24 protein-coding genes are annotated in these 26,147 nt (G+C 66.9%); 11 read left to right on the top strand and 13 right to left on the bottom strand.

Annotated elements, in window-relative coordinates; all coding sequences use genetic code 11:
* Position 1 precedes the first annotated feature (1 nt).
* The 3 genes from DXK94_RS10060 to DXK94_RS10050 all read right to left on the bottom strand — a co-directional run bounded on the left by DXK94_RS10060 (position 2) and on the right by DXK94_RS10050 (position 1,383).
* On the bottom strand, positions 2-184 hold the full coding sequence (locus tag DXK94_RS10060) for a hypothetical protein (protein ID WP_258868511.1): 183 nt from the start codon (positions 182-184) through the stop codon (positions 2-4).
* Positions 185-276: 92 nt separating this feature from the next.
* Positions 277-555, bottom strand: a complete 279-nt coding sequence (locus tag DXK94_RS10055) for a GIY-YIG nuclease family protein (RefSeq protein WP_254865572.1) — start codon at positions 553-555, stop codon at positions 277-279.
* 150 nt (positions 556-705) lie between these two features.
* Positions 706-1,383, bottom strand: coding sequence for a Crp/Fnr family transcriptional regulator (locus DXK94_RS10050; protein WP_009359192.1), 678 nt, complete (start codon positions 1,381-1,383; stop codon positions 706-708).
* A gap of 251 nt (positions 1,384-1,634) precedes the next feature.
* On the opposite strand from DXK94_RS10050, the gene DXK94_RS10045 reads away from it, so the two are divergent.
* Positions 1,635-2,819, top strand: coding sequence for a MarP family serine protease (locus DXK94_RS10045; RefSeq protein WP_079597576.1), 1,185 nt, complete (start codon positions 1,635-1,637; stop codon positions 2,817-2,819).
* A 21-nt stretch (positions 2,820-2,840) separates the two neighbouring features.
* On the opposite strand, the gene DXK94_RS10040 is transcribed toward DXK94_RS10045, so the two are convergent.
* Complete coding sequence (locus tag DXK94_RS10040) at positions 2,841-3,623, bottom strand: polysaccharide deacetylase family protein (protein ID WP_115524853.1); 783 nt, start codon at positions 3,621-3,623, stop codon at positions 2,841-2,843.
* 341 nt (positions 3,624-3,964) lie between these two features.
* Between DXK94_RS10040 and DXK94_RS10035 the strand changes: the two genes are divergently transcribed.
* Positions 3,965-5,092, top strand: coding sequence for an acyltransferase (locus DXK94_RS10035; RefSeq protein WP_079597574.1), 1,128 nt, complete (start codon positions 3,965-3,967; stop codon positions 5,090-5,092).
* On the opposite strand, the gene aroQ is transcribed toward DXK94_RS10035, so the two are convergent.
* From aroQ to DXK94_RS10010, 5 genes are all read right to left on the bottom strand, one after another.
* On the bottom strand, positions 5,089-5,553 hold the full coding sequence (gene aroQ, locus DXK94_RS10030; protein WP_079597573.1) for a type II 3-dehydroquinate dehydratase: 465 nt from the start codon (positions 5,551-5,553) through the stop codon (positions 5,089-5,091). The genes DXK94_RS10035 and aroQ overlap by 4 nt on opposite strands.
* Positions 5,554-5,682: 129 nt before the next feature.
* Entirely contained in the window at positions 5,683-7,878 is a 2,196-nt protein-coding gene (locus DXK94_RS10025; RefSeq protein ID WP_115524852.1) for an alpha-galactosidase, read from the bottom strand.
* A gap of 170 nt (positions 7,879-8,048) precedes the next feature.
* A complete protein-coding gene (locus DXK94_RS10020; protein ID WP_115524851.1) occupies positions 8,049-9,386 on the bottom strand; it encodes a sugar ABC transporter substrate-binding protein in 1,338 nt (445 codons plus the stop codon).
* A gap of 44 nt (positions 9,387-9,430) precedes the next feature.
* On the bottom strand, positions 9,431-10,357 hold the full coding sequence (locus DXK94_RS10015) for a carbohydrate ABC transporter permease (protein WP_115524850.1): 927 nt from the start codon (positions 10,355-10,357) through the stop codon (positions 9,431-9,433).
* 9 nt (positions 10,358-10,366) lie between these two features.
* Positions 10,367-11,308 (bottom strand): carbohydrate ABC transporter permease, encoded by a 942-nt coding sequence (locus DXK94_RS10010; protein ID WP_115524849.1) that lies wholly within the window; start codon positions 11,306-11,308, stop codon positions 10,367-10,369.
* Between the two features lie 209 nt (positions 11,309-11,517).
* Between DXK94_RS10010 and DXK94_RS10005 the strand changes: the two genes are divergently transcribed.
* A complete protein-coding gene (locus tag DXK94_RS10005; protein ID WP_079597568.1) occupies positions 11,518-12,723 on the top strand; it encodes a Gfo/Idh/MocA family protein in 1,206 nt (401 codons plus the stop codon).
* A gap of 10 nt (positions 12,724-12,733) precedes the next feature.
* Positions 12,734-13,753: a LacI family DNA-binding transcriptional regulator gene (locus DXK94_RS10000; RefSeq protein ID WP_115524883.1), complete on the top strand. Its 1,020-nt coding sequence runs from the start codon at positions 12,734-12,736 to the stop codon at positions 13,751-13,753.
* Positions 13,754-13,762: 9 nt separating this feature from the next.
* On the opposite strand, the gene DXK94_RS09995 is transcribed toward DXK94_RS10000, so the two are convergent.
* Together DXK94_RS09995 and acs are read right to left on the bottom strand one after the other, a co-directional pair.
* A complete protein-coding gene (locus tag DXK94_RS09995) occupies positions 13,763-14,551 on the bottom strand; it encodes a DeoR/GlpR family DNA-binding transcription regulator (RefSeq protein ID WP_115524848.1) in 789 nt (262 codons plus the stop codon).
* Positions 14,552-14,645: 94 nt separating this feature from the next.
* On the bottom strand, positions 14,646-16,646 hold the full coding sequence (acs, locus tag DXK94_RS09990; RefSeq protein WP_115524847.1) for an acetate--CoA ligase: 2,001 nt from the start codon (positions 16,644-16,646) through the stop codon (positions 14,646-14,648).
* A 410-nt stretch (positions 16,647-17,056) separates the two neighbouring features.
* Here acs and DXK94_RS09985 point away from each other — a divergent pair, with 410 nt between their 5' ends.
* The 3 genes from DXK94_RS09985 to DXK94_RS09975 all read left to right on the top strand — a co-directional run bounded on the left by DXK94_RS09985 (position 17,057) and on the right by DXK94_RS09975 (position 19,946).
* Entirely contained in the window at positions 17,057-18,412 is a 1,356-nt protein-coding gene (locus tag DXK94_RS09985; protein WP_115524846.1) for a hypothetical protein, read from the top strand.
* Positions 18,413-18,477: 65 nt separating this feature from the next.
* Positions 18,478-19,272, top strand: a complete 795-nt coding sequence (gene nth, locus DXK94_RS09980; protein ID WP_115524882.1) for an endonuclease III — start codon at positions 18,478-18,480, stop codon at positions 19,270-19,272.
* On the top strand, positions 19,269-19,946 hold the full coding sequence (locus tag DXK94_RS09975) for a CoA pyrophosphatase (RefSeq protein ID WP_115524845.1): 678 nt from the start codon (positions 19,269-19,271) through the stop codon (positions 19,944-19,946). Before nth ends, DXK94_RS09975 begins: the two co-directional genes overlap by 4 nt.
* A 94-nt stretch (positions 19,947-20,040) precedes the next feature.
* Here DXK94_RS09975 and DXK94_RS09970 read toward each other — a convergent pair whose 3' ends face one another.
* Together DXK94_RS09970 and DXK94_RS09965 are read right to left on the bottom strand one after the other, a co-directional pair.
* A complete protein-coding gene (locus tag DXK94_RS09970; protein WP_079597563.1) occupies positions 20,041-20,232 on the bottom strand; it encodes a DUF1508 domain-containing protein in 192 nt (63 codons plus the stop codon).
* A gap of 149 nt (positions 20,233-20,381) precedes the next feature.
* The gene (locus DXK94_RS09965; RefSeq protein WP_115524844.1) at positions 20,382-22,100 is read right to left on the bottom strand and encodes a bifunctional 3'-5' exonuclease/DNA polymerase; all 1,719 of its coding nucleotides are present in this window, start codon (positions 22,098-22,100) and stop codon (positions 20,382-20,384) included.
* Between the two features lie 130 nt (positions 22,101-22,230).
* On the opposite strand from DXK94_RS09965, the gene ssd reads away from it, so the two are divergent.
* The 4 genes from ssd to DXK94_RS09945 are packed head-to-tail and all read left to right on the top strand — an operon-like array spanning position 22,231 to position 26,136.
* A complete protein-coding gene (gene ssd, locus DXK94_RS09960; protein ID WP_115524843.1) occupies positions 22,231-23,433 on the top strand; it encodes a septum site-determining protein Ssd in 1,203 nt (400 codons plus the stop codon).
* Positions 23,430-24,692 carry a TadA family conjugal transfer-associated ATPase gene (locus DXK94_RS09955; protein WP_115524842.1) on the top strand — a complete coding sequence of 421 codons (1,263 nt, stop codon included), beginning with the start codon at positions 23,430-23,432 and terminating at the stop codon, positions 24,690-24,692. Before ssd ends, DXK94_RS09955 begins: the two co-directional genes overlap by 4 nt.
* Complete coding sequence (locus DXK94_RS09950) at positions 24,689-25,525, top strand: hypothetical protein (protein WP_115524841.1); 837 nt, start codon at positions 24,689-24,691, stop codon at positions 25,523-25,525. The genes DXK94_RS09955 and DXK94_RS09950 overlap by 4 nt, the downstream gene beginning before the upstream one ends.
* Positions 25,522-26,136, top strand: coding sequence for a type II secretion system F family protein (locus DXK94_RS09945; RefSeq protein ID WP_115524840.1), 615 nt, complete (start codon positions 25,522-25,524; stop codon positions 26,134-26,136). The genes DXK94_RS09950 and DXK94_RS09945 overlap by 4 nt, the downstream gene beginning before the upstream one ends.
* Positions 26,137-26,147: the final 11 nt, after the last annotated feature.

Raw genomic sequence — 26,147 nt, 5'->3', positions numbered from 1 at the left:
GCTAGATTTTAGGGAGCGTGGAGTAGGGGCGGCTGGGAAGCACCCCCGCAGTCCAGGGCCGGATAGAAGGCTCCAGCGGAATCTGGCCGCGGCCGTCGCGGATCACCAGGGCCACCGTCCCGGCAATGGCAGCCAGGGACGCCAGGCCCAGCAGGATCAGGAAGACCGCCAGGGCCACAGACATCGCTATGCACCTCTAGGCTCAATTTTACCGCCGCTTCGGTGGCTGAGCAGTCGAAACTGAAGCACGTTCCGGTGGTTGAGCTTGTCGAAACCCTATTCACGACGCGGCCTGCTGTGATTCGCCGACAGCCCGGGCAACGTGCCATACGTTCCGGCAATCAGCGCTTCCCGTTTGGCGCGGCTCCAACCCTGGACCTGTTTCTCCCTGGCGAACGCTTGGTCGATACGGCTAAATTCTTCGAACCATATGAGTTCGACAGGGCGTCGACGCCGGGTATAAACGGCTCCTGCACCTGTCTGGTGTTGTGCGAGGCGAACTTCGATGTTTGTTGTGCTGCCTACGTAATAGGACCCGTCAGAGCATCGGAGCATGTAGGTGAATGGCATGGGCCGATTCTCCTGCGCCTGGACTGTCTAGAGGAGGGACAGAGGCGGCTATGTGGAAAGGCACTTGGGTTTCGACAGGCTCAACCACCGAACGGCATGCAGAAGGCCGCCCCGAGGGGCGGCCTTCTGCAGTGCTTAGCGGGAGCGCTGGCGGAGGCGCTGCATGTCCAGGATGACTACGGCGCGGGCCTCCAGGCGGAGCCAGCCGCGCTGGACGAACTCGGCGAGGGCCTTGTTCACGGTTTCGCGGGAGGCGCCCACCAGTTGGGCCAGCTCTTCCTGCGTAAGCTCGTGGGCCACCAGGACACCGTCGGTGGCGGGGCGGCCAAAGCGGTCGGCCAGGTCCAGCAGTGCCTTTGCGACGCGGCCGGGAACGTCGGAGAACACCAGGTCCGAGAGGGAGTCGTTGGTGCGGCGCAGGCGGCGGGCCAAAGCCTGCAGGAGCTGGGCCGAAACCTCGGGGCGGGTGCGGAGCAGGTTGTTCAGGCTCTCGTTCTTCAATCCGGCCAGGCGGGTCTCGGAGACCGCGGTTGCCGTGGCGGTGCGGGGGCTGGGATCGAACAGCGCCATTTCGCCGAACAGTTCACCCGGGCCGAGGATGGCCAGGAGTGATTCGCGGCCGTCCGGGGAGGTGCGTCCCAGCTTCACCTTGCCGGAAACGATGAAGTAAAGCTGGTCACCCTGGTCGCCCTCGCGGAAAACAGATGCGCCGCGGGAAAGGTCCACCTCGGTGAGCTCGTCCGTCAGCAGACGGAATGCGTCGTCGTCGAGCGTGGCGAAAAGGGGTGCTCGGCGCAGTACCTCGATGTCCATAAAATCTCCTGAGTAAAAGTATCGGCTGTGGCGCTTGTGCCATTGTTTCAGAATTTTCAAGGTTCTGTGACGAACTTGGCAGCCGAAACGCCCCTATGACGGGCCCAAACGGTGCGATCGGACGCATTTCACCGGCCCGTTACGGCCCGTCCGGGAGCGCCATGCGGGTGCCCGGCGGCACAAGCAAACCCACAGATGATTGTCAGCCACCGCCATTAGAATGAGGTTTCAACTGTTTATAAGGAGCCTTCGTGGTCGGCTTGACTGTCCTGGACCTGATCTTGATCCTGGCCCTGCTGTCCTACCTGGTCTACGGCCTCCGCAACGGCTTCCTCGTGACGGCGGGCGGCATCGCCGGTTTTGCTGCCGGCGCCGTGGCGGCCTTTTTCGCTGTTCCCCTGGTCAGCGGCTTCGTTGAGGACTCCGGATGGAGGCTGACCGCCATCGTGGCGGCCGCCGTCGTCCTGGTGGTCCTGGGGCATGGCCTGGGCACCATGGTGGGCCGGCAGATACGCGGCGCTATGCGGATCCGGCCCCTGCGGGCAGCGGACCGGCTGGTGGGCGGCGCCGCCAATGTTGTGGTTTCCGCGCTGGTCATGTCCATGCTCGCGTTCAGCATCAGTTCACTGGGTGTGCCGCTCGTTTCCCAGCAGCTGGCGGAATCCAAGGTCATCCGGTTCATCGACGGGCTGACCCCCACCCCGGTCAAGGCCACCATGGCGCAGCTGCGCTCGGCAGTTATTGGCAACGGAATTCCCACCCTCATTGAGGGGCTGGAACAGGGCCCTGTAGTTCCCGTGCCCAATGCCAGCACTGACACCCCTGCCTTGAACAGGGCGGCCGAGTCCGTCCTGAGAATTGCGGGCACGGCCTACGAATGCGGGCAAAACCAGACCGGCACCGGCTTTGTGGTTTCCGAGGATCGCGTGGTGACGAACGCGCACGTTGTGGCGGGCGTGTCGCAGCCGGTGGTGGAATTGCCCGACGGCGGCGCGATGCCGGGCCGCGTGGTCTACTTCGACACCAAGCATGACCTCGCGGTACTGGCCGTGGAGGACCTGCCGTCGCAGCCGCTGCCACTGAGCACAGACCTGCCCGGGGGCAGCCCGGCGGCTTTCGCCGGCTACCCGCACGGCGGTCCCTTCCAATCGAAGCCGGCCACCGTGCAGGACATCACCACCGTGCTGGTCCCCGACATCTACGGCAGCAACCCGACCCCGGAGGAGATCTACCGGCTGGCCGGCGACGTGCAGCCGGGTAATTCCGGCGGGCCGCTGCTCACAACGGACGGCCAGGTGGCGGGCGTCATCTTCGCCAAGGCCACCTCGGACACGGACATGGGCTTCGCCATCACCATGGATGACCTGAATCCGGTCGCCGCGCAGGCCCCGGCGCTGACGTCGCCTGTTTCCTCCGGGCAGTGCATCCAGAAATAGCCAGCCCGCGCAGGTGGCGAATCAGCCTGGCAGGTTTACTGATGCCTGCGGCAAGGCTTCGGCGGCGCCATCAGCGACCGTGACAATGCCAAGGCCGCTGTCCCTGACGGCTTTCATGGCGGCATCGAGTACGGCGGTGTCCGTGGTGTAGACGCCGCCGCCGATGTTTTCGCCCACTTCGTGGTAGCCCAGGATCAGCCAGGAGTTGTAGAACTTGGCGGAATTGATCCACCCCTGCACGGTTGCCGTGGTGGTGGTGGCGTCAACGAACTTCACCCTCAAGTTATAGGGGTCATAGTTGAGGCGGGTGTTGAAGCCGGAGTCGTCCGTCCCGTCGTCGTCATAGGCCCGCTGGTTGGAGTAGACCTGCCTGATGGCCGCCAGGGTTGCGTCGTTGTATTCGGCATAGGGCGAGGCGAAGCTGGTGGCCGCCGCCGGTCCGAACAACTGCCGCAGCGTAGCCTGGCTTTCCCTCAGCTCCGCATCGAGCTGGCCGGCCGGGACCTCGCGAAGGTGCGCGTGCGTCACAGAGTGGGACGCGATCTCATGGCCGCGGTCCGCAAAGTCCTGGATCTGCTCCTGCGTCATGTACGTGGGCTGTTCGTCAATGGCTCCGGAGTGGATGTACATGGTGGCCGGAATTCCATACTTGTCCAGGATGGGCAGCGCATTCCGGTGCTGGCTGGCCCAGCCGTCGTCGAACGTGACGCTGACCATGCCGCGGCTGAAGCCGGCATCCCCGGTGAAGCCGCCGAGGGTAAGCACCAAAAACACGGACGTCAGCAGAACAAAAAGTTTTCGCATTGGGCACCCCGAAGGCCTGGCACGTGCACCGGCGGATCGGTCGTGGATCCGCTTATTTTATGTATCGGGACGAGGTCCCTTACTGCAGCCCTAACAGCCGCATTGTCCGCCCTGGCCGGGCTCCCCGGCGTAAACGAATAGTATTCTGCGCGTGCTTTTGGGGTCGAGGGCCTGGGCTACCCAATCCCAAAGAAGGGGAGTTCCCGCCGGCCTGCCCCACATCCGGCCCGGGATGCAGGTATGGCAAGGGCAAACTTCGAGTACTTCCTACAGATGCCCGCGTCCGCTGGTGCTTCTACTGTTGTGCGGAAGCAAGGCGGCAACCCGGGAGGAAGGAAGCCATGTCAACTGGTATCCAGGCACCCGGGCGGGACCGGTACCTGGATACCCTGCGTGCGGTGGCACTGGCCCGGGTGGTTGCCTTCCACAGCTTCTCGGGTGCCGTCTGGATGAGCCTCGTGTTTCCCTCAATGGGCGTGATGTTCGCCCTGGCAGGGGCCCTGATGGCCCGTTCGCTGGACCGGCCCGCTGCGGGGGTCCTGAAAAGCCGGGCCCGGCGGCTGCTGCTTCCGCTCTGGCTCTACGCCGTCACCGTGCTGGGCCTGCTGTTCCTCACGGGCTGGCGGCCATGGCAGGAGGAGGAAGGCTATTGGCTGGACCTTGCTTTGTGGTTCGTCCCGGTGGGCACCCCGCCGTTCCCGGAAAGCGCGGGAACAAATGGCGTCCTGACCGACTCCTCATGGGGTTTCCAGGCCGAGGAGATCCTGTGGTACATCCGGGCCTACTTCTGGTTCATGCTGCTGTCACCGCTGCTGCTCAAGGCGTTCCGCCGGTTTCCCTGGGTTACCTTGCTGGCCCCGCTTGGACTTCTGGCTGTCCTGACCCTTGAAAACGCGGCATTGCCGGAATGGGCGAACAATCCCGTCACCGACTTCATCACCTTCGGTTCGTGCTGGGTCCTCGGCTTCGCCCACCACGATGGCCTGCTGCGCAAACTGCGGTTCCCTGTCGTGGTGGTCCTTGCCCTGGCCCTCATGGTGCTCGGACTCGCCTGGGCGGCCACCCACCCGAGCGAGGAAGGCTGGAACCTGAACGAGATCCCGCTCGCCCAGGCCCTGTGGTCCTTGGGGTACTGCGCGGTGCTTTTGCGGCTTTCCCCGGTCTGGCCGGCGTTGCCCGGGCGGATGAAGATCCTCGACGGCGTTGTAACGCTCGTCAACAACCGGGCCATCACCATCTACCTGTGGCACAACCTGCTGCTCGTCGCCGCGGTCCCGCTCATTGACCTGGGCTGGGAAAACCCGGTCCTCAGCGAGGCCTTTCCTTGGCTGCTGGAAAGCGACTGGCTGCTGTTCCTCATGGTCTGGCCGCTCCTGGGAGCCGCCATCCTGTGCGTGGGCTGGGTGGAAGACCTCGCCGCAGGCAGGACACCACGGCTTTGGCCCGCAGGGGCCGGAACACGCAGCTAGAGGACTTCGCCCAGGTAGTCGATGGCCAGCCGGTACCCGGTGACGCCTGCGCCCACGATGACCGCGGCGCACACGGGCGAGAGGTACGAATGGTGCCGGAATTCCTCGCGCTGGTGGACGTTGGTGATGTGCACCTCGACGGCGGGAAGCTGCACGGCGGCGAGGGCGTCACGGAGTGCCACGGACGTGTGGGTAAAAGCGCCGGCGTTGATCACGATGCCCGCGGCCGTGCCCCGGGCCGCGTGGATGACATCCAGCAGGACGCCTTCATGGTTGGACTGGACACATTCCACGTCGAAGCCATGGGCCTTCGCTGCGGCGGCGGCCAGCTGCTCCACGTCTGCGAGGGTTGAGGTGCCGTACTTTTCCGGCTCGCGGGTGCCCAGGAGGTTCAGGTTGGGGCCATTGATCACAAGGATGGTGCCGCGGCCGGCGTCGACGGCGGAGGAGGCTTCAGTCATGCAGGCAAATCTATCGTCGGAGCTACAGCCAAAAGAAACGCGGGGTCACTTGGTGCCCGTTCCGGCGTTCGGAATGGGCGCTAAATGACCCCGCGTTGCTTGGAAACGCCGGGACAGAGCACTCGCCTGCTAGAGGGCAGTGACCTTCAACAGCAGCGCGTGCTCGGGGTTGAGGATGGGCATGGGAAGCCCCACCTCGGCAAGGAACCTGCCGCTTGCCGCCGCACCGTCGGACAGCCACGCCGGCGGCTGGACCTGGGTGAAGGTGTGCACGTAGTCGGCGTCGCCCGGCGCGGGGAAGATTGCCTCCACCCGGTAGCTGCGTTCCGCATCCAGGCCGGGGAGTCCAACCCGCCCGGGTTCCTCGGCCGCGGAGGTGCGGGGGCTGACCAAAGCGAACAGGGCCGCCGTCGTGCCTTCTGCAACTGTCGTGCCGGCAGCAGCAACACCGTGCAGCAGGAGCGCGTCGGAAGCGACGTCGGCGTGGACCCGGCGGCCGCTGTGGATCAGGTCCCGGTGCTCCTTGTACAGGCCCACGAGGCGCCGCAGTTCCTCACGCTCCTCGCCCTGCACGCTGCGGACGTCCCACTCCATGCCGAAGTGGCCGAATAGGGCGGTAATGGCGCGGAAGGACAAATCGTGCGTCCGGGCCGTGGTGTGGGACGTGGTGGGGCCGATGTGGCTGCCCACCAGCTCCGGAGGGACCACGGCGCCGGTCCAGCGCTGGATGGTCTGCCGCTCCAGCGCATCGTTGCAGTCCGACCCCCAGATCCGGTCGGTCCGTTCCAGGATGCCCAGGTCCACCCGGGCGCCGCCGGAGGAGCAGCTTTCAATCTCGACGCCGGGGTGCGCCTTGCGGAGCTCGTCGAACAGGCGGTACGCGGCGAGGGTCTGTTCGTGGACCGAGGAGCGGCCGGCGTGGCCGTGCTCCAGCAGGTCCCTGTTCTGGTCCCATTTGAGGTAGCTGATGTTGTTGCCGGCCAGGAGCGCGTCGATGCGGTCGTAGATGTACTGCCAGGCCTCAGGGTTGACCAGGTCGATGATGTGCTGGTTGCGCCATTCCAGGGGCAGCCGGCCGCCGTCCTTGTGCTGGATGGCTGAGGGGCCAACGATCCAGTCCGGATGCGCCCGGGCAATGTCCGAGTCCAGGTTGACCATTTCCGGTTCCACCCACAGCCCGAACTCCATCCCGCGGGAGGTCACGGCCTCGATCAGCGGCGTCAGGCCGTTCGGCCACAGGGTCTCATCGACGTACCAGTCACCGAGGCCGGCCTGGTCGTTGCGGCGGCCGCGGAACCAGCCGTCGTCGAGCACGAAGCGCTCCACACCGAGATCGGCGGCGGATTCGGCGAGTTCGATCAGCGTGTCCAGGTTGTGGTCGAAGTACACCGCCTCCCAGGTGTTCAAGACCACCGGGCGGGGCTTGCCGGCGGGCAGGCCGGTGGACGCGGCGGGGAGCACGTGATGCGGACGGGACCGGAACCAGCTGTAGAAGGCGTCGGTGATCCCGTCCAGCCCTGATTCCGAGTAGGCGGCGAACAGTGCCGGGGTGGTGTAGCTGCCGCCCGGTGCAAGGACCACCTCGGCGGGGCCCAGGAGCTCCGAGCCGCCGATCATGGTCCGGCCGTCGCCGATGGTGTCCGCGAACTGCTCATGGTTGCCGCTCCAGGCCAGGTGGGTGGCCCACACCTTGCCGTGGCGGTTGCCGAAACCCGGGGTGCCGGCGGCGAACAGCAGGGAGGAATCGTGGCCCGTGCGGCCGTGCCGGCCGGTCCGGACCCAAGTGCCCTGCTGGATGGCCCGCCGCTGCGGATGGCGCTCGCGGCACCAGCGGCCGGTCAGGTCCAGGAGTTCGACGGCGTCCGGCGCCACCGGGAGGACGGTGGCCAGTTCGTCCACCTGGAAGGGGGTGGTGCCCTCGTTGGTGACGGTGTGGCGCAGTTCCAGCAGGCCGCCGTCGTGCAGCGTCAGGTTGGACGAGACGCTGATGCCGGTATCGGCGTCGGCCTGGACAATCCGTGCACTGGAGCCCTCTGAGGTGGCCGAGGTAGTACGGAGGCGGGAGGAGAAGTCCAGGCCGGAGCCGCCGTCGGTGATCCGGGAGCCACGCAGGGCGGGACGGCCGCGCCAGGAGGAGGAAGCCTGGGGGAGCAGGCCGGCGGGGACGCGGGCGTCGATGGCGGAGTGCGGAACGGGGCTGGTCAGGATGGCCAGGTCCGGCAGGGTGGCACCGAGGTCGGCGCCCCAATGGATGACCTCAGCCTCCCCGCTGTCGAAGCTGATCACCAGGCTGGTGCCGGCGGAACGGAGGTGCAGGGGATCCATAGGAAAGTCTCTTTCATCGTTTGTGCTGTGCGCCGGAAGACGCGGTACGGAGTGTTTTGGTAGCCGGGAAGGGGTGGCCGGATGCCGCCGCCGCGAGGATGGGACGGCGGCATCCGGCCCGGTGGCTGCGACCACAAACGCAGCCACGGATTGGGATGGCGAAGCAGTGCCTACTTGAAGAGGGCGTTGACCTGCTCATTGGCCTGGGTGAGGGAGCTGGCGGGCGCCTTGCCGGAGACCACGGCGTCCATGGCGGGCTCCATGATGCCCTTGACCTTGGCGGTGTTGTCCGTGATGGGGTACAGGAATGTGGTCTTGTCCTTGACGTGCTCCGTGAACGCGGTGACATCCACACCCTTGGCCTTGAAGGCTTCAGCGGCCTTGTCCGAGGACGCCTTGAGTGCGGGGAAGACCACGGCGTTGGAGGCGACGACATCCTGGCAGTCGGCGGACGCGAGGTATTCGACCCATTTGATGGCTGCGTCCTTCTTTTCGGTCCCGGCCCAGATGGAATCTGCCAGGCCGTTGAACATCGACGCGCGCTCGCCTTCGGGGCCAACGGGGGTGGGGGCGATGCCCACCTCAATGCCCTTGTAACCGGTGTACTGGCCGATCATCCAGGATCCGTGCGCGTTGATGGCGGACTTGCCGGCCGCGAAGGTGTCCGCCATGGCCGCGCCCACGGTGGTCTCAAGCTTGGGCATGTAACCCTTCCCGGCCAGCCCTGCGAACCAGTCCATGCTCTCCTGGAACTTGGCGTCGTCGTAGTTGTACTTGGTGCCCCACGGGTTCTTGTCCGTGTGGGACCAGCCGGTGGTGTTCGTCAGGTAGCTCCACTCCGTCTGGCCGGAGGAGTCGCCGCCGCCATTCAGGCCCAGCCCGTAGACGTCGACGTTGTTCTTGTCGAAGCCTGGCTCATCGCCGCGTTTTCCGTTTTTGTCCACGGTGAGGTGGGCGATGACCTTCTCGTAGGTGCCGCCGTCTTCGGGGTTCCAGGTGAGGTCCTTCATCTGGTCCTCGGTGATCCCGGCGCCGGCCAGCATGGCCTTGTTGTAGAACAGGCCGATGGTGTCCCAGTCCTTGGGCAGGCCGTAACGCTTGCCGTCCTGGCCCACCCAGAGGTCTGCAAGGCCCTCGTTGTAGGCGGAGAGGTCCACATTGTCTTTTTCGACGGCGTCGTCGATGGCCAGCAGCTGGTTGTTCTCTGCCAGTTCGCCGTAGCGGCCCAGGTGGTTGGTGAAGACGTCCGGTGCGGTGCCGCCCACGAAGCCGTTGGTCAGTGTGGACCAGTAGTCGTCCCAGCCGCGCTGGGTGATCTTGACCGTGATGTCAGGGTTGGCCTTCGTGAAGTCGTCAGCACACTGCTGATAGGCGGGGAGCTGGTTGGCATCCCAGAGCCAGTAGCTGATCTCGCCCTTGGCGGCTTCTTCTGACGAGGATCCGCTGCAGGCAGACAGGGAGAGTGCCACAGCTGCGGCGACGGCAACGGCGCCGAGGGATTTCTTCATGGTTCTACTTTCCGTTCGGGGGTATTGGCGGGAGGTGGGATTGCTTATTTGATGCCGGAGAAGCCGATGGAGTTGACGATCTTCTTGCCGAAGGCCGCGAACAGGATCAGCACCGGCAGGGCCGAGATAAGGGTTGCCGCCATGAGGCCGGACCAATCCGGCGCGCCCTGCGGCGACTGGGACTTGAAGACGCCGAGCCCCACCTGGAGGACCCGGACGTCGTCCTGGGAGCCGACCAACAGGGGCCAGAAGTATTCGTTCCACTGGCCGATGAAGGTGAGCAGCGCCAGGGTGGCGATGGGGGCTGCGGCGTTGGGAAGCACAATCTGGAAGAAGATCCGGAGGTGCTTGGCGCCGTCGAGCATGGCCGCTTCCTCCACCTCACGGGACATGTTCAGGAAGAACTGGCGGAGGAAGAAGATGGCGAACGGCGTCATGAAGACGTACGGCAGGACCATGCCGAGCATCGTGTTGAGCAGGTCCAGGTTCTTGATCAGCAGGAAGTTGGGGAGCGCCGTGAAGATCGGCGGGACCAGCATGGTGCCGAGGAAGAGGCTGAAGACTGCATTGCGGCCCTTCCAGCGCAGCCGGGCGAAAGCGTAGGCGGCCATCGCGCTGAAGAACACGGCGCCGGCGGTGGTGATGGAGGAAAAGATGATCGAGTTCCGCAGGTAGAGCCAGAAGTCGATGGCGGCACCCGAGCCGCCTTCGGCCACGGCTTCCGCCGGTGACTGCAGCCCGAAGACCCGTTTGAAGGCGCCGAAGGTGAACTCCGCCGGCAGCAGGCTGGCGGCGCTGGAAGCCAGGGCATTGTTGGTGGACAGTGCGGTCCTCAGCACCCAGAGGAAGGGCAGGACGGAGACGGCGATGGCGAGGACCAGGAGGGCCCACGCGCCGGCACGGCGGGCGTTGAACGGACGACGGCGGCGGGTTCCGGCCGGCAGCGTTGCGCGGCTTGCGGTGGTGGTCATGCGGGACTCCTAGTCCAGGTCCGATTCGTTGCCCTTGAGGAACTTCATCTGGATGAAGGCCACCAGGGCGAGGATGAGGAAGAGAATGACGGCGATGGCGGATCCGTAGCCGAAGTCCGACTCGGTGAAGGCGCGCTGGTAGATGTAGTACTGGATGACGCGGGTAGCGTTGACCGGGCCGCCTGCGGTGGTCACTGCAACGGTGTCGAAGACCTGGAAGGAACCGATCACCGTCACCACGAGGACCAGGACCAGGACCGGGCGCAACAACGGGATGGTGATTTTCCGGAAGGTCTGGAATGCTGAGGCGCCGTCCAGTTTGGCCACCTCATAAACGTGGCCCGGGATGGCCTGCAACCCGGCAAAGATCAGCAGTGCCGTGTAACCCATATGGCGCCAGGTATTGATCAGGGCCTGGGTGGGAATGGCCCACTCCTCGCTGCCGAAAAAGGCGACCCGGGGCAGCCCGCTCCACTCGATGAACTGGTTCACTACGCCGATCTGGTAGTCCAGCATCCAGAACCACAACAGTGCGGCGATGACGTTGGACATCAGGTACGGCAGCAGCAGTGCCCCGCGGATGATCGTGGACTTTGCCACCTGGTGCATCAGGAGGGCCAGGCCCAGGGCCAGGGCCGTCTGGAGGAGGATGTTCAGGAAGACGTACTGTCCTGTAACGGCGAGGGAATTCCAGAACAGCGGATCCTTGGCGATGGCCGTGTAGTTGTCCAGGCCGATCCATTCCGGATCGCCGAGGATGTTGTATTCCGTGAAGCTCAGGTAGATGCCGCGGATGGTTGGCACGACGTAGAAAAAGACGAACCCGATGAGCGCCGGGGCGATGAAGAGCAGTGCGATCCTGAGGTCCCCGAACCGGCGGTAGCTTCCTAGCGGCTTGGGCGAAGCCGCTGCCGGCGACGCCGCTCTGGGGTGTTTGGCAAGGGTGGTCATCTTCGACCCTTTCCTGACTGTGATGTGAATAACAACTGCGATGTAATCTACACGAGTAGATTTGCGGCGGCAAGCTTTTGTTTTTCCTCGGAGGTAAAAGCCATTTTCCGCTTGATGGTGTGTTGACTCGAGTAGATGCAGGTGTAACACTGGCCTTCCCGAAGGACAGCGCTTGCCCGGTGCTGCCAAAACTTCCCGGAAGGAAGACAATGACGTTCTCAATCGGCGTAGTAGGAGCCGGCCAGTTTGGCAGCCAGTTCGCCCACCTGTTCAACCTCCACCCCGGCGTCAGTGCCGTCCACGTGGTGGACGAGCTTCCGGAGCGGGCTGCGGAAGCGGTGGACCGCTATGGGCTGGCCGGGTCACAGGCAAGCTTTGAGGAGCTCCTGGCCTCCGACGTCGACGCCGTGGCCATCTTCACCCAGCGCTGGACGCACGGTCCGCTGGTGGAGCAGGCCCTCCGCGCCGGCAAGCACGTGTACTCGGCCGTCCCGATGGCTGTTTCCGAGGACGAGATTGCCCGCATCATCGAGGCTGTCCGTGACACCGGGCTGGTCTACATGATGGGGGAGACCAGCTACTACAACCCCGCCACCGTCTATGCGCGCAAGCAGCTCGCTGAGGGGAAGTTCGGCCGGATTTTCTATGCCGAAGGCGACTACGTCCACGACATGGACCTGGGCTTCTACGAGGCCTACCAGTACAGCGGCGGGGACCGCTGGAAGGAAACGGCCAGCTACCCGCCCATGCTCTATCCAACCCACGCCGTGGGCGGAGTACTCGGTGCCGTTCCCGCCCATGCGGTCAGCGTCAGCTGCGTCGGAGTCAGGGATGACCGCAACGACGGCGTCTTTGACAAGGACGTCAGCATGTTCGGCAACGACTTCTCCAATGCCACGGCCCTCTTTGAGCTCAACGACGGCGGGGTCATGCGCACCAATGAGATGCGCCGGGTGGGCTACCCCTCACACATCCGGGAGTCCCGGTTCCGGTTCTTCGGCACCGAGGCCAGCTTCGAACAGCTCGCGAAAGTCACCGTGTGGCAGGACAAGCGCAACGTCCACGACATCTCCGAGCAACTCGAGACCCGGCCCAGCATTTCCCTGGACGACCCGTCGCTCGCCAACGTGGCGCCCGAGCTGAGGGATGCCTTCGTCTCCGGCCTGGCACCGGTCCACGACCCGGAACGGCTTCCGCAGGAGTTCCGCGGCGCGCCGAACGGGCACGAGGGAAGCCACCACTTCCTGGTGGATGACTTCGTCACGGCCGTCAACAACCGCACCCTGCCGCCGGTGAACGCCTGGGTGGCAGCCCGCTTCACCCTGCCCGGAATCGTGGCGCACCAGTCAGCTTTGCAAAGCGGCGCACGGCTTCCCATCCGTGACTTCGGCGATGCGCCGGGTACTTGTACCTAACATGGACAGCATGACTTCTCCGGCAGCGCAGGCCACACGGGGCCCCGTGACCCGCAAGGACGTGGCGCGATACGCCGGCGTGAGCACCGCCGTCGTCAGTTACGTTGTCAACGGCGGGCCCAAGAAGGTGGCGCCTGCCACCGAAGCCAAGGTCCAGGACGCCATCCGCGTCCTGGGCTACCGTCCCAACGCGGCGGCCCGTGCGCTCAAGCTGGGCTCCAGCGAGACGCTCGGGCTTGTGGTTCCGGATATCTCCAACCCGTTCTTCTCGCTTTTCTCCCATGCCGTGGAGGACGCCGCGGCAGAACTGGGATACGCCCTGGTGTTGAGCAACTCCGACGGGAACCTCGCCAAGGAGCGGCGGAATATCCGCAACCTTGCCGCCCGGCAGGTGGACGGCGTGCTCCTGGCCAGCGTCCTTTTCGAACCGGACCTGGAGGTCCTGGAAACGGCGGACATCCCCTCGGTCCTGCTCAACCAGGAGCGGGATGCGCCGGGGTTCAACAGCATCGGCGTGGATCTCGCGGCGGGCGCCCGGATGGCCGTGGAACACCTGATCGGCCACGGCCACACCAACATAGGCCTGGCGATGGGCACCAACGTTTCCGGGTCCACTGACGGCCGTGAAGTGGGATGGCGGGAAGCCCTGCAGGAGGCGGGCCTGCCGGAGGGGCCGATTGTCTACAGCGCCTTTACGCGGCCCGGCGGTTACCTTGCCGGCCAGCGGCTGCTGGCTTCCGTCAACCGGCCGACGGCGATCTTCGCCACCTCCGACATGCAGGCGATCGGCCTGTTGCGGGCAGTGCACGAAGCAGGGCTGTCCATCCCCGGCGGGATGGCGGTAGCTTCCTTTGACGGTTCCGCCGAATCCGAATACTCCTGGCCTCCGCTGACCACGGTGGAGCAGCCGGTGGCCGTGATGGCGGAAGCCGCGGTGGCGGCGCTGGTGGGAGCCAGCCGCGGGGAAAAGCCGCAGCACCGGATCTTCCCGACGAAACTGCACATCCGCCAATCCTGCGGCTGCCCCTGAAGGTTTTAGTCAGAGGCCGGCGAGCCTCAGCCGGCCTACCCGTTCCTGCAGGATGCGCTGAGCCTCCGGACTGAGGGCTTCGTCGCTGATGACTTCGTCGACTTCCTCCAGGGAAGCGATGGAGCTGATGCCCAGCAGGCCCCACTTGGTGTGGTCAGCCAGGACCACAGTCTTGCGTGCAGCCGCAACGAAGGCGCGGTCCGTTTCCGCCTCCAGCAGGTTGGGGGTTGTGAACCCGGCGTCGGCGTCCATCCCATGAACGCCCAGGAACAAAACATCCAGGTGCAGCTGCTTCAGCGCGCCCGTGGCAATGGGGCCCACCAGCGCATCCGACGGCGTCCGCTCGCCGCCGATCAGGATGACCGTGGACGCATAGCGGGCGGAGCCGGCGGACGCGGCGTGGTGGAACAGATCCGCGATGCGTACCGAGTTGGTGACAACAGTGATCCGGGGCCCGCCGGTGAGTTCCTTGGCCAGCGCCCAGGTGGTGGTTCCGGCGCTCAGGCCCACCGCCATGCCCTCCTGCACAAGGCTGGCCGCCTCAACCGCGATGGCCTTTTTCTCGTCGGTCAGCTGGGTGGATTTCAGGTCGAATCCCGGCTCATGCGTGCTGGTGTCACCCGGGACCTTGGCGCCGCCGTGGATGCGCTCAAGGCGCCCGCCCTCTTCAAGCACCTCAATGTCGCGGCGCACCGTCATCAGGGAAACGCCGAGTTGCTGGGCCAGGTCCGAGACCCTCACCACCCGTTCGCGCTGGAGGGCGTCCAAAATGGCCTGGTGGCGTGCGACGGCGAGCATTCGGGCGGTTCCTTCGGGCAGGTGACGGGGCTGCTCCCAGCATACGGCGACGGCGCCGCCCACCAAGTGGGCAGCGCCGTCGTCGCGGGGACTTCTATTTCCTGAGCGACTGGGCGATCTGTTGCATGATCGTCGGGTCGGAGAGGGTGGTGGCGTCGCCGGGGTCGCGGCCTTCTGCGACGTCCTTGAGGAGGCGGCGCATGATCTTGCCGGACCGGGTCTTGGGCAGCTCCGGGACCACCAGGATGTTCTTCGGTTTGGCGATGGGTCCGATTTCCTTGCCCACGTGGTTCCGGAGTTCCTGGACGGTGTCGTCGCCGCCGTTGACCGCGTCGCCGCGGAGGATGACGAACGCGACGACGGCCTGGCCGGTGGTTTCGTCTGCGGCTCCGACGACGGCGGCTTCGGCCACGGCTGGGTGGGAGACCAGGGCGGATTCGATTTCGGTGGTGGAGAGCCGATGCCCTGAGACGTTCATGACGTCATCCACCCGGCCCAGCAGCCAGACATCCCCGTCCTCGTCCTTCTTGGCGCCGTCACCGGCGAAGTACATGGTCTCGAAACGGGACCAGTAGGTGTCCTTGAAGCGTTCCGGGTCGCCCCAGATGCCGCGGAGCATTGCCGGCCAGGGTTCGCGGATCACCAGGAACCCGCCGTGGCCGTTGGGCACCGATTCGCCCATTTCGTCCACGACGTCCACGGCGATGCCGGGCAGGGGCACCTGGGCGGAGCCGGGTTTGGCGGCGGTGACGCCGGGCAGCGGGGCGATCATTTGGGCGCCGGTTTCGGTCTGCCACCAGGTGTCCACGATGGGGGTCTTGTCCCCGCCGATGACGTTCCGGTACCACATCCAGGCTTCGGGGTTGATGGGTTCGCCTACGGACCCGAGCACACGGAGGGAGGTGAGGTCGTACTTGTCCGGGATCTCCCGGCCCCACTTCATGAACGTCCTGATGGCGGTGGGCGCGGTGTAGAGGATGGAGACCTTGTACTTTTCGATGATCTCCCACCAGCGGCCCTGGTGTGGGGAGTCCGGGGTGCCTTCGTACATGACCTGGGTGGCGCCGTTGATGAGCGGGGCGTAGGTGACGTAGGAGTGGCCGGTGACCCAACCGACGTCGGCCGTGCACCAGTACACGTCCGTCTCGGGGTGCAGGTCGAACACTGCCTTGTGGGTGTAGGCGGTCTGGGTGAGGTAGCCGCCGGTGGTGTGAAGGATGCCCTTGGGCTTTCCGGTGGTCCCGGAGGTGTAGAGGATGAACAAAGGGTGCTCGGAGTCATGCCCGACGGCGGTGTGCTCGGCCGAAGCTGCCTCGACGGTGTCGGCCCACCAGTGGTCCCGGCCCTCGGTCCAGTCCACGTCCTGGCCGTTGCGCTTGACCACCACCACGTTCTGCACCGTGTGGCCGGCCTTGGCGAGGGCTTCATCCACGGCGGGTTTCAGGGCGCTGGGCTTGCCGCGGCGGTAGGTGCCGTCGGCGGTGACAACGAGTTTGGCTTCGGCGTCATCGATGCGGGAGCGGAGCGCGTCGGCGGAGAACCCGCCGAACACCACCGAGTGCACGGCGCCGATCCGGGCGCAGGCCAGCAGCGTGATGACTGCTTCGGGGATCATCGGCAGGTAGACGGCCACTCGGTCGCCCTTGACCACCCCGAGGGATTCGAAGGCGTTGGCTGCCTTCTTCACTTCCTCGGTCAGCTGAGCGTAGGTGTAGGAGCGGGTATCGCCGGGTTCGCCCTCGAAGTGGATGGCCACCCGGTCGCCCCGGCCATTCTCCACGTGCCGGTCCAGCGCGTTATAGGCCGCGTTGACCTCGCCGCCCACGAACCACTTGGCGAACGGCGGGTTGGACCAGTCCAGCGCCTCGTCGAAGTCCTTGCTCCAGGTGAGCAGCTCCCGCGCCTGCTTCGCCCAGAAAGCCGGCCGGTCGGCGTCGGCCTCCTGGTACTCCTGCGCGGTGACCACGGCGTTGGCCGCGAACTCCGGCGAAGGCGGGAAGGTCCGGGTCTCATGAAGCAGGTTTTCAAAGGCATCGCCCTGCTGTGCCGAGCCTGCGGGAACGGTGGCCGTGGAGCTTGGAGTGTCCTGGGACATGTGAACCTCATCATTCATCGATCTTTGCTGCGCGGCATGGTGGCTGCCGGCCGGGCTCCGCCGCACGCACGACGTTGGGCACCGGCCGATCACGGACATACCGCAAAGAGCTGTTCCGGAATCAAGACTAATGCTTGCCCGGACATACATGTGTGCCCTGTCACAGACGTACCCGCGAGCGGCGTCCATTAAGCGGTGAATGGTTGGGCCCGCCGTCGGGAGGACGCCCCCGGCGGCGCCGTTCAGCTAGTGATCAGCCCGGCTGTTGACTAGGCTGAAATGGAATTGTGACTTCACTTCGGACCGCTGTGGACAGGCGCAACTGCGCGTGGCCGCGGCGGATCCGGTGTTACGACGGCACGATATCGGGGCCATGCCGGCCCCGGTGCCGCCACGCTAAGGAGAACAGAATGAACCAGCAAAGCTTTGGCCAGAAGACCGGCCCCGATACCGCGGCAGGTTCCGGCGCCGCCGGACCCGCCACCGGGGCAGGCCAGCAGGCCACGTCCGAAGGGAAGCCGGCAGGCCTTGCCAAGGACGCCAACCAGGCAGTGCTCGGTCCGTTCACCGTGCGGGACCTGGCCGTGTTTGTCGCCACCCTCATCCTGTTCATCGCTTCGCTGTTGCCCATCTTCGGCGGCCGCTACAACCTGTGGAACCTGAACAACCTTTTCTTCCTGGGATTGGGCATCATCCTGCCCCTCATCGTCAGCGCCCTTTTCGCGGCGCGCAGGCTGGCACCCGCCACCAAAATCCGCATCGGCTCCCTCTCCATCGACCAGTTCGCGTCGGTGGTGGCCTGCTTCGCCGTCGCCTTCTTCTTTTTGTCCGTGGCAGGCGCGTACGTGCCCAGCCTGCTGGTGGGCCTGATCGGCACCCTGATCCTGTTCGCTGCAACGGTCCTGGGCCGCTTCCTGCCGTATCTTTCGGGCGACTTCAAGGACCGCGCTGAGGTGCCGGCGCATGTGGTGGCCCGTGAGGCGGCCGCCCCGGTCCAGAAGCCCCGTGCACCCAAGCAGCCCAAGCCCGAGTCCGCGTCCAAGCCCGGCGGCGGGAAGCTGCTGGGCGCTGCCGGCGGAAAGCTGTTCGGCGGTGCCGGCGCGGGATCCTCGGCGGTCCAGCCCGGACCCACCCATCATGCACCGGCCACTGCGGCCGTTCCCACGACAGCCGCGCCGCATTCACCTGCTACCGCCGCCGTCCCATCCGCCGGCGTCGCTGCCGCGGGCGGACCCGCCGCCGGTGGTCCCGTATCCACCGCCCCCGAAGTGTCCGACCGGGCGCCCGAAGTTGACGCCGGCCCGCCAACCCAGGCAGCCGACGTCGTCCGTCCCGCCTCCGCGCCTGCCGCAGAAGAGACGCAGTTCGGGGATGTGCACGTAGGTGCCGGGGCAGGCGGTTCATCCGCGACGTCCCATCACGACGGCGGCGCGCAGCCGGCTGCCTCCGCGGCGAGGAGCACGTGGGAACCGCCGGCGGCAACTGCCGTCCACCAGCAGGTCCGCTCCGAGGAACCCATTGGGGCCACCGTGGACCCTGCCAGCCGGCACTACGAATCGGACGAACTGCCCATCCATGAGGCGTTCTGGTTCGCTGTCGCCCAGCACCGTACCGCCTATGACCCCCGCACCGGGGCCCCGGCCTTCGTTATTGAGCCGGGCGGGTGGGTCCTTGCCCTTGAGGACCGCGGCCACGAGTTCCTGGTCCAGCACACCGACGGGCGGCTGGGCGTCCTGCGGGACCTCAGCAACATCGAGCGCGGCTAGCTCCAATGGCCGCGCCCCGGGCCAAGGCCGGCGGAGGGAAGGCTGCTGCCGGCCAGGCCGCCGGCATGCCGCTGGTTTCCTCCGAGTCGGTGCTCGCCCTGAAGCGGCGGGCGCGGCGCATCAACAGGGCTTTGGCCGAAAAGTACCCGTACGCGCACGCGGAGCTGGATTTCACCAACCCTTTCGAGCTGCTGGTGGCTACCGTGCTCTCGGCCCAGACCACGGATGTGACGGTCAACCAGATCACGCCGCTGCTCTTCCAGAACTACCCGGACGCGCGGGCCATGGCCGAGGCCGACCCCTCCCGGCTTGAAGAGATCATCAAGCCCACCGGCTTCTTCCGTGCCAAGTCCCGGAACCTGATCGCACTGGCCACCCGGCTGGTGGACGAGTTCAACGGTGTGGTGCCAGGCCGGCTCGAGGACCTTGTCACCCTTCCGGGGGTTGGGCGCAAGACCGCCAACGTGGTGCTCGGAAACGCGTTCGGCATCCCCGGCATCACGGTGGACACCCACTTCGGACGGCTGGCCCGCAGGTTCGGCTGGACGCAATCGGAAGACCCCGTCCAGATCGAGTCTGATGTGGCCGAACTGTTCGAGCCGAAGGACTGGACCATGCTTTCGCACCGCGTTGTGTTCCACGGCCGGCGCGTCTGCCACTCCCGGAAACCGGCGTGCGGGGCGTGCCCGGTGGCCAACTGGTGCCCCAGTTACGGCATGGGCGAAACGGATCCGGTGAAGGCGGCCAAACTCCTCAAGTACGAGCTCGCACCCGGCAGCGAGGCGCTGTTGGCGGAGCTGCTCGCTGAAACCCACCGTGCCGCCGAAATCAGGATGGCCTCCCGGAAGCGGACCCTGTGAGCGCCCGCGAAGACCTTCTGGAACTGGCGCGCCGGGCCGAATCCGGGTCAGCCGCCGCCCCTGACCCCCGATGGGCTGCCCTGACGGTGGACGAGGAGCGGGCGCGCAAGGCTGCCGTCCTGATGCTCTTCGGCGCGCTGGACGATGTTCCGGCCACCTCCGGCAAGCCGCTGGCGCCCGCCGACCTCGATGTGCTGCTCCTGGAACGGGCCCACACCCTGGGATCGCACCCAGGGCAGGTGGCGTTTCCCGGCGGCAGCATCGATGCCAACGAAACTGCCGTTCAGGCAGCGCTTCGGGAGGCAGTAGAGGAAACCGGGCTTGACTCAAGCGGGGTCGAAGTCCTGGGCACACTCCAGCAACTCGGCCTGGCCCACAGCAACTTCCTGGTGACACCGGTGCTGGGCTGGTGGCGGTCCCCGTCACCCGTGCGGGTGGTGGACTACGCGGAATCCGCGCAGGTTTTCAGGATTCCCGTCCGGGACCTGCTGGATCCGGACAACCGGGTGATGGCTACCGTCCACCGGGCCGGCCGGACCTTCGACAGCCCCGCCTTTACCGTCAACGGCGTGGTGGTGTGGGGGTTTACCGGGATTGTCCTGAGCGGGCTTTTCGACCAGCTTGGCTGGTCCGTTCCGTGGGACCGGAACCGCCTGCATCCGATGGGGGCGTAAAGAGTAAGGGAGCCACGCGCGCCTTTGAGCGCGGCTGCCCGGTCTGGATGCGGGCGCCCGTTATGGTGCCGGGCGCCCGTAAAAAACTCCAGGCTTAGGCTTGCTGCTGCCGCAGGTCCACCACTACGCCTGTTGCTGCGTTCTCCCGCATCGCCTTAATGCCGTCAACCAGTGTGTTCAGCGACTTGAAGTTGGGTGAAACGGCAACAATGTTGCCTTCAGCGTCCGTGAGCCGCAGCCGGTACGACTCGTCTCCAACTCGATGAATTTCAAACCTGCCCGCCATATGCCGGACCTCCCCTGGGTATGCGTCTTTGCATCATCTTTGGCGCCGATCTGCCTCAGTCGCCGGTATGAACTGTAACGTCCGTCACGCTGCCCGTCGAGCTACTGCCGGGTAGGTTACTTTTCCTTAACTGAGGCCCGCGCGACCAGTTACTTTGCGTGGTCGTAGGAATCAACCACGGCCACGCTGACCGGAAACTCAACCGGGATGGGGCCGAACAGCAACTCCTTGGCTGCGCTGGCCGCGTCTTCGATAGCCTTGATGCAGGCGTCCACTTTCTCCGCCGGTGCGTGGACCATCACCTCGTCGTGGAGGAAGAAGACCAGTTCGGCACCCAAGGTGCCTTCCGTGCGGAGGCTCCGCAGCCGTCGTCGTAATTCGGCAAGCCAGCACGCCGCCCAGTCTGCCGCCGAGCCCTGGACCACGAAGTTCCGCGTGAAGCGGCCGCGGGACCGGGCAATGGACTCCGCACGGCGCTGCTCCTCCGCCGTGGTGGAGCGCTGGCTCTGGAACCAACGCTCCGACGGCGGCGGGCTGCTGCGGCCCAGCCGCGTGGTCACGGTGCCACCTGATTCACCGGCGCGCGCCGCGCGTTCCACGAAGTCCACCGCACGCGGATAGGTCCTTGCCAACTGGGGCATCAGGCGGCCGGATTCGCCCGAGGTGGCGCCGTACATGGCGCCCAGCAGGGCCACCTTCGCCTTCGCCCGGTCACCGCCGAACCCCTTGGCAGCGATGCCTGCATACAGGTCCTGGTCCCGGGCAGCCTCAGCCATGATGGCGTCCCTGGCCAATGCAACCAGCACGCGCGGCTCCAGCTGGGAGGCATCCGCGACGATCAGCTTGTGGCCCGGATCGGCGTGCACGGCACCGCGGACCTGGCGGGGGATCTGCAGGGCACCGCCGCCGCGGGAGGCCCAGCGGCCGGACACCACCCCGCCCACCACGTATTCGGGCCGGAACCTGCCGCCGGCAACCCAGGCATCAAGCCACGCCCAGCCGTTGGCGGTGTGCAGCCGGGACAGCTTCTTGTACTCCAGCAGCGGCCCGATGGCCGGGTGGTTCGACTCTTTCAGCTCCCACTTCCGGGTGCTGTTCACCTCGATTCCGTTGCGGTGCAGGGCGCGCATCAGGTCCTGCGGGGAATCGGGGTTCAGCGTGGGCGAGTTCAGCAGCTCCCGGAGCTCCGAGTTCAGCGCCTCCAGCCGGGCCGGCCGCTGGCCCGCGGGCGGGCGTGGCCCCAGGTACTCAACGAGGATCTTCTCGTGCAGATCCTCCCTCCATGGGACGCCGGTATGCTGCATTTCCGCGGCGATCATGGCGCCGGCGGATTCAGCGGCCAGCAGCAGCTGCAGCCGGCTGCGCCGGTTCTCCCCGGTGTCCACCGCCGCCAGGGCATCCTGCTGGGCGGCGTATTCGGACCGGAGTTCGTCCGGGGTGTACCGCGGTGCGGGGCCGGTCTCGGGTTCGTCGAACAGGGCGCCCTGGTCCGCCGGCGGACGGGGCGGCAGGAGCGCCTTTGGCGGGAGCAACGGATCATCCACCGGCATCGTGACGGCGTTGCGCGCGTACTCGGTGTGGGCGGTGAACTGCGAAAAGGCCAGGATGTTCCCACAGAGGCTGATGTCGTAGCACCGCTCCAGCTCCACGCCGGCCGCGAGCAGGTCCGGATACCAGTCCCGGGTGCGGTGCCAGATCCAGCGGGGCGGCTGCCCGCCGGGCCGCCTCGTTTCCAGATCGCGGACGACGGCGGCCAGGCCGCTTCGGTCCACAAGGCGCGGTTCGGGGTTGGCTGGCTGGGGGAGTCCGGCCTGCGTCAGCTCCTGCAGGGCCACGCCGTCGGGGTGGGCGGCGAGCAGCAGGTACATGGTCCAATTGTGCCCTGTTTTCCGGGGGCCCCGCTGACGGTGTGGCCTCGGCCTGGCTGCCCCGTCGGGCTTTTCCACATAGCGGCTGTGATCCCTTACGTGGCTCCGGCCGGCAGTGAAGAGTGGCCCCATGAGCAGGCACCAGTTGACCCCTTCCCACACCGAGCAGGGCAGTTCCGGCGGCGGAAAGCTGCGGCCTTCCGGGGCGGGACAGCCGGGAATATTCAGTCCCGGTGAGGCAAGTCCAGGGGACAGCGCCGATTCCTGGCTGCCGGAGGGTTCCGATGACGTGCTCCTGGTGACGTCGTCGGCGTTTCTCCGGGCCGAGGTGGAGCGGATTGTTGCCGCCGCCGGAGCGCATCTTCGGGTCGCGGCTGACGCTGCCGGAGCCAGCAGGCACTGGGACGGGGCCGGCGCAGTTTTGGTGGGGAGCGACATCCGCGAGCTGCCCCCGCGGCGCCGGGCACCCGCGGTCCTGGTGGGCCTCGACGGTGAAGGAGACAGCCTGTGGCATCTCGCCGCAGCCTTGGGAGCAGAACGGGTTGCCGTCCTGCCGGACGCGGCGGCCTGGTTGGCTGACCACCTCAGCCGGTCCAAATCGCCCGGCCCGGGAGGGCTGGTCCTCGGCGTGACCGGCGGGTGCGGCGGTGCCGGCGCAACCACTGCTGCCGTTTGGATAGCGCAGGCAGCGGCAGGCCTGGGAGTCCGCGTGCTGCTCGTTGACGGCGATCCCTGGGGCGGCGGCCTGGAACTCGCCATCGCGGCAGAGGAAAACCCGGGGCTGCGCTGGCCCGATCTCGCCGAGGCGAGGGGCAGCATCGACCCGGCACAGTTGTCGGACTCCCTGCCCATAGCCGGCGGGTTCTCGTTCCTGTCATGGCCCGCCAGCAGGGACCAGCCGGCTCCGGTCGCCGCTGCTACCACCGTGGGAGTACTCGACGCTGCCCGGCGGGGTTATGAACTGGTGGTGGTGGACATCGGGCGCAGGACAGAGCCGCTGCAGGCCTTTGCCTGGGACTGCGACCGTATTTTGCTCGTGGTTCCCGCGCAGCTCAAGGCAGCCGTGGCGGCCGTGCGGCTGCTGCAGGAATTTCCGCCGGTTGAGGCTGCCCTCCTGGTCCGGGGGAAACCCGGCGCAGCGCTGGACGGCTCGCTGCTCTCCGAGGCGATTGGACTGCCTGTCCAGGGCCGGGTGCCCGAACTGCGCATTGTGGCCGCAGCCACGGAATCCGGGCGGCTCCTGGACCTCGGTAAGCGGCGGGGCGTCCGCCACTTTGCCGCGTCGGTCCTTGACCTGCTCGGTGACGATATGCCGGTGGGAGGGCCGGCATGAGGCAACAGCCCGGACTGGAAACAGGTTTGGGCGGCCGCAGGCGGGACGGCCGCGAGCAGGATTTCCGCAGCAGGCGCAGCGTGGACGCCGGCCTTCTGGAATCAGTCCGAGAGTCCATGATGGCGGAGGCCGGGGCGGTCACGCCATCGCGGGTGGCCGCCGCTGTGCAGGCCACCGGCAAGCTTTTGGGCACCGCCGGTTCCCTCGCTGCAGCGGAACGGATCAGCGCGGAACTCAACGGGCTGGGGCCGCTGCAGGAACTCACTCGGGATCCTGCCGCCACGGACATTTTCGTCAACGCTCCTGATTCCGTCTGGGTGGACAGGGGCCGCGGCATCGAGCGGACGCCGGTGGTTTTCGACAGTGAAACCCAGCTGCGGGCACTGGCCTGCAGGCTGGTCGCGGCGGGCGGGCGCAGGCTGGACGACGGCTCGCCCTGCGTGGATGTGCGGCTGGCAGGCGGCTACCGCGTCCACGCCGTGCTCCCGCCGGTCTCCACGGCGGGGACCCTGCTCAGCGTCAGGATCCGGCGGGAACGGGTGTTCACCATGGACGAACTCGGCACGGCCGGAATGTTCGGCCCGCAGCTGCAGGCTGTCCTGGAGAAGGTCGTCGAGCACAGGCTGAGTTTCCTGATCAGCGGCGCCACCGGATCCGGGAAGACCACCTTGCTCTCCACCCTGCTGGGCTTGTGCTCCCCGGAGGAGCGGCTGGTCCTGATCGAGGACGCGTCCGAGCTGAACCCCGTCCATCCGCATGTGGTGTCCCTGGAATCCCGCCACGGGAACCTTGAAGGCGGCGGCGAGGTGGACCTCGGCGAACTGGTCAGGCAGGCCCTGCGCATGCGCCCTGACCGGCTGGTGGTGGGTGAATGCCGCGGCGCGGAGGTCCGGGAGCTTCTGACCGCAATGAACACCGGCCACAGTGGCGGGGGCGGAACAATCCATGCCAACACTGCCACCGCTGTTCCGGCCCGGCTGACAGCCCTGGGCGCCCTGGCCGGGCTGGGTCCCGATGCCGTGCGGCTCCAGGCATCCAGCGCCCTCGACGTGGTCATCCACGTAGAACGGACACGCCGGGGCCGGGAGGTAACGTGCCTGGGCCTGATCGGTGATGGTCCAGACGGGCTTGCTGTGGTCCCGGCGCTGGGAACGGCTGCGGGCGTTCCCGGGCCGGCGGGGGTTGCCGCGCCCGGTGTTGGTCCGGCGTGGCCCGCGCTGGCAGCCCGGCTGGGACTGGACCCGGAGAGTCTCGCGTGATTTTCCTCCTGGCCGCGGCCCTGTGCCTTGCTGCGGTGCTGTTGCTCAAGCCGCCGTATGGGGCTCCGGGCCGGCTGCGCCGTGCCGCAGGTCAGGGTTCGGCTCCCGCATCCGCTTCCATGGGAATACGGATTTTTTCGCGGGCCAGGCCTGCAGCCAGGAGAGGGAGAATGATGCGGGGGTCGCCCATGACCCTCGTGGTCCAGCAACTCGCGGCGCTGCTCAAAGGCGGGCGGACCCCTGCCCGGCTGTGGGACGAACTGTGGGTGGTGTACGGGGCTCCCGGCCACGAACAGCCACCGCACCTGCCCGCATCCGTGGCGCCCCGCTTCCCACCATCCCCGCGGCAGCACCCCTCCGGCGGGCTGTCCGCCGGGTCTATCGCCGTGCTGGGCTCTGCCCGGGCGGCGGCGGCCGGGGGTACCCCGGTATCGGACGCAATCCGGCGGACGCTGGAGGCCGCGGCTGCCGGCGGGGACCGGGAGACCCGCATCTGGTCGGAGCTGGCCGCCTGCCTGGACATCGCCGAAGCAAGCGGATGTCCCCTTGCGGACGTGCTCACCCGGTTCGCCGCCCAGCTGGAAGTGGAGGACGACGCCGACGCAGCACGGCAGACCGCACTCGCTGGTCCCAAGGCCACAGTGAGCCTGCTGACCTGGCTTCCGCTCATGGGGCTGGGGCTCGGAGTGGCGCTGGGGGTGGATCCGCTCGCCATCCTGCTCGGCACACCCCTCGGGCTGGCAGCACTGGCAGCCGGCGTCGCGCTCACCGTGGCCGGAAGGGTCTGGTCGGCGCGGCTCGTGGCGGCGGCAGCCGGTGCTGGGGTGCCATGACCGGGAACTACGCCCTGGCCTTGGCCGTCTTCCTGGTGCTCGCCGCAGCTGCCTGCCTCGTTTGTGCCGGACCCGGGGCGGCAAGGAAGCGCCTGCGCAGCCTGCCTCTGGCAGGGGACGGGGCTGGGCGTGTGGAACAGGCGGCGGGTGCCACCACCCGGAACCGGGGAGGGCCCGGTCTCAAGGACACCGCCATGATGCTCGAACTGGTCGCCGCGATGCTTGACGCAGGGTCCAGCATTGGGCGCAGCCTTGAACTGGTGGCAGCCTCGGCTTCGGCCCGGTACAGCAATTCGCTCCGGCCTGTTGTCTCAGCCCTGGCCATCGGCGCCGACTGGGACACCGCCTGGCGCAGCTCGGCCGTCCGCCTTCCCGAGATCCTTGAACTGCGCGATGCCTTGGGGTTTGCTGCTCTGACCGGCGCACCGTCGTCGGCCATCCTGTATGCCCAGGCCGCCCGGCTCCGCCGCGAACGGTTCCGGGCCGCTGAGAAGCGCGCAGCCTCACTGGGGGTGAAGCTGGTGGTTCCGCTGGGCTTGTGCTCGCTTCCGGCGTTCATCTGCCTGGGCGTGGTTCCCGTGCTGCTGGCTTTGGTTCCTTCCGGTTCCTGAATCCTTGCGGT

This window comes from Arthrobacter sp. RT-1, assembly GCF_003367205.1.
GTDB lineage: Bacteria > Actinomycetota > Actinomycetes > Actinomycetales > Micrococcaceae > Arthrobacter.
Note: the sequence above shows the minus strand (reverse complement) of the source record. Positions and strands in the feature narration are given on the sequence as shown.

Excerpts from the sequence above, each read along its gene's own strand:
- DXK94_RS10060 (WP_258868511.1), bottom strand. The coding sequence starts at position 184 with ATGTCTGTGGCCCTGGCGGTCTTCCTGATCCTGCTGGGCCTGGCGTCC.
- DXK94_RS10055 (WP_254865572.1), bottom strand. The coding sequence starts at position 555 with ATGCTCCGATGCTCTGACGGGTCCTATTACGTAGGCAGCACAACAAAC.
- DXK94_RS10050 (WP_009359192.1), bottom strand. The coding sequence starts at position 1,383 with ATGGACATCGAGGTACTGCGCCGAGCACCCCTTTTCGCCACGCTCGAC.
- DXK94_RS10040 (WP_115524853.1), bottom strand. The coding sequence starts at position 3,623 with ATGCGAAAACTTTTTGTTCTGCTGACGTCCGTGTTTTTGGTGCTTACC.
- DXK94_RS10035 (WP_079597574.1), top strand. The coding sequence starts at position 3,965 with ATGTCAACTGGTATCCAGGCACCCGGGCGGGACCGGTACCTGGATACC.
- aroQ (WP_079597573.1), bottom strand. The coding sequence starts at position 5,553 with ATGACTGAAGCCTCCTCCGCCGTCGACGCCGGCCGCGGCACCATCCTT.
- DXK94_RS10025 (WP_115524852.1), bottom strand. The coding sequence starts at position 7,878 with ATGGATCCCCTGCACCTCCGTTCCGCCGGCACCAGCCTGGTGATCAGC.
- DXK94_RS10020 (WP_115524851.1), bottom strand. The coding sequence starts at position 9,386 with ATGAAGAAATCCCTCGGCGCCGTTGCCGTCGCCGCAGCTGTGGCACTC.
- DXK94_RS10015 (WP_115524850.1), bottom strand. The coding sequence starts at position 10,357 with ATGACCACCACCGCAAGCCGCGCAACGCTGCCGGCCGGAACCCGCCGC.
- DXK94_RS10010 (WP_115524849.1), bottom strand. The coding sequence starts at position 11,308 with ATGACCACCCTTGCCAAACACCCCAGAGCGGCGTCGCCGGCAGCGGCT.
- DXK94_RS10005 (WP_079597568.1), top strand. The coding sequence starts at position 11,518 with ATGACGTTCTCAATCGGCGTAGTAGGAGCCGGCCAGTTTGGCAGCCAG.
- DXK94_RS10000 (WP_115524883.1), top strand. The coding sequence starts at position 12,734 with ATGACTTCTCCGGCAGCGCAGGCCACACGGGGCCCCGTGACCCGCAAG.
- DXK94_RS09995 (WP_115524848.1), bottom strand. The coding sequence starts at position 14,551 with ATGCTCGCCGTCGCACGCCACCAGGCCATTTTGGACGCCCTCCAGCGC.
- acs (WP_115524847.1), bottom strand. The coding sequence starts at position 16,646 with ATGTCCCAGGACACTCCAAGCTCCACGGCCACCGTTCCCGCAGGCTCG.
- DXK94_RS09985 (WP_115524846.1), top strand. The coding sequence starts at position 17,057 with ATGAACCAGCAAAGCTTTGGCCAGAAGACCGGCCCCGATACCGCGGCA.
- nth (WP_115524882.1), top strand. The coding sequence starts at position 18,478 with ATGCCGCTGGTTTCCTCCGAGTCGGTGCTCGCCCTGAAGCGGCGGGCG.
- DXK94_RS09970 (WP_079597563.1), bottom strand. The coding sequence starts at position 20,232 with ATGGCGGGCAGGTTTGAAATTCATCGAGTTGGAGACGAGTCGTACCGG.
- DXK94_RS09965 (WP_115524844.1), bottom strand. The coding sequence starts at position 22,100 with ATGTACCTGCTGCTCGCCGCCCACCCCGACGGCGTGGCCCTGCAGGAG.
- ssd (WP_115524843.1), top strand. The coding sequence starts at position 22,231 with ATGAGCAGGCACCAGTTGACCCCTTCCCACACCGAGCAGGGCAGTTCC.
- DXK94_RS09955 (WP_115524842.1), top strand. The coding sequence starts at position 23,430 with ATGAGGCAACAGCCCGGACTGGAAACAGGTTTGGGCGGCCGCAGGCGG.
- DXK94_RS09945 (WP_115524840.1), top strand. The coding sequence starts at position 25,522 with ATGACCGGGAACTACGCCCTGGCCTTGGCCGTCTTCCTGGTGCTCGCC.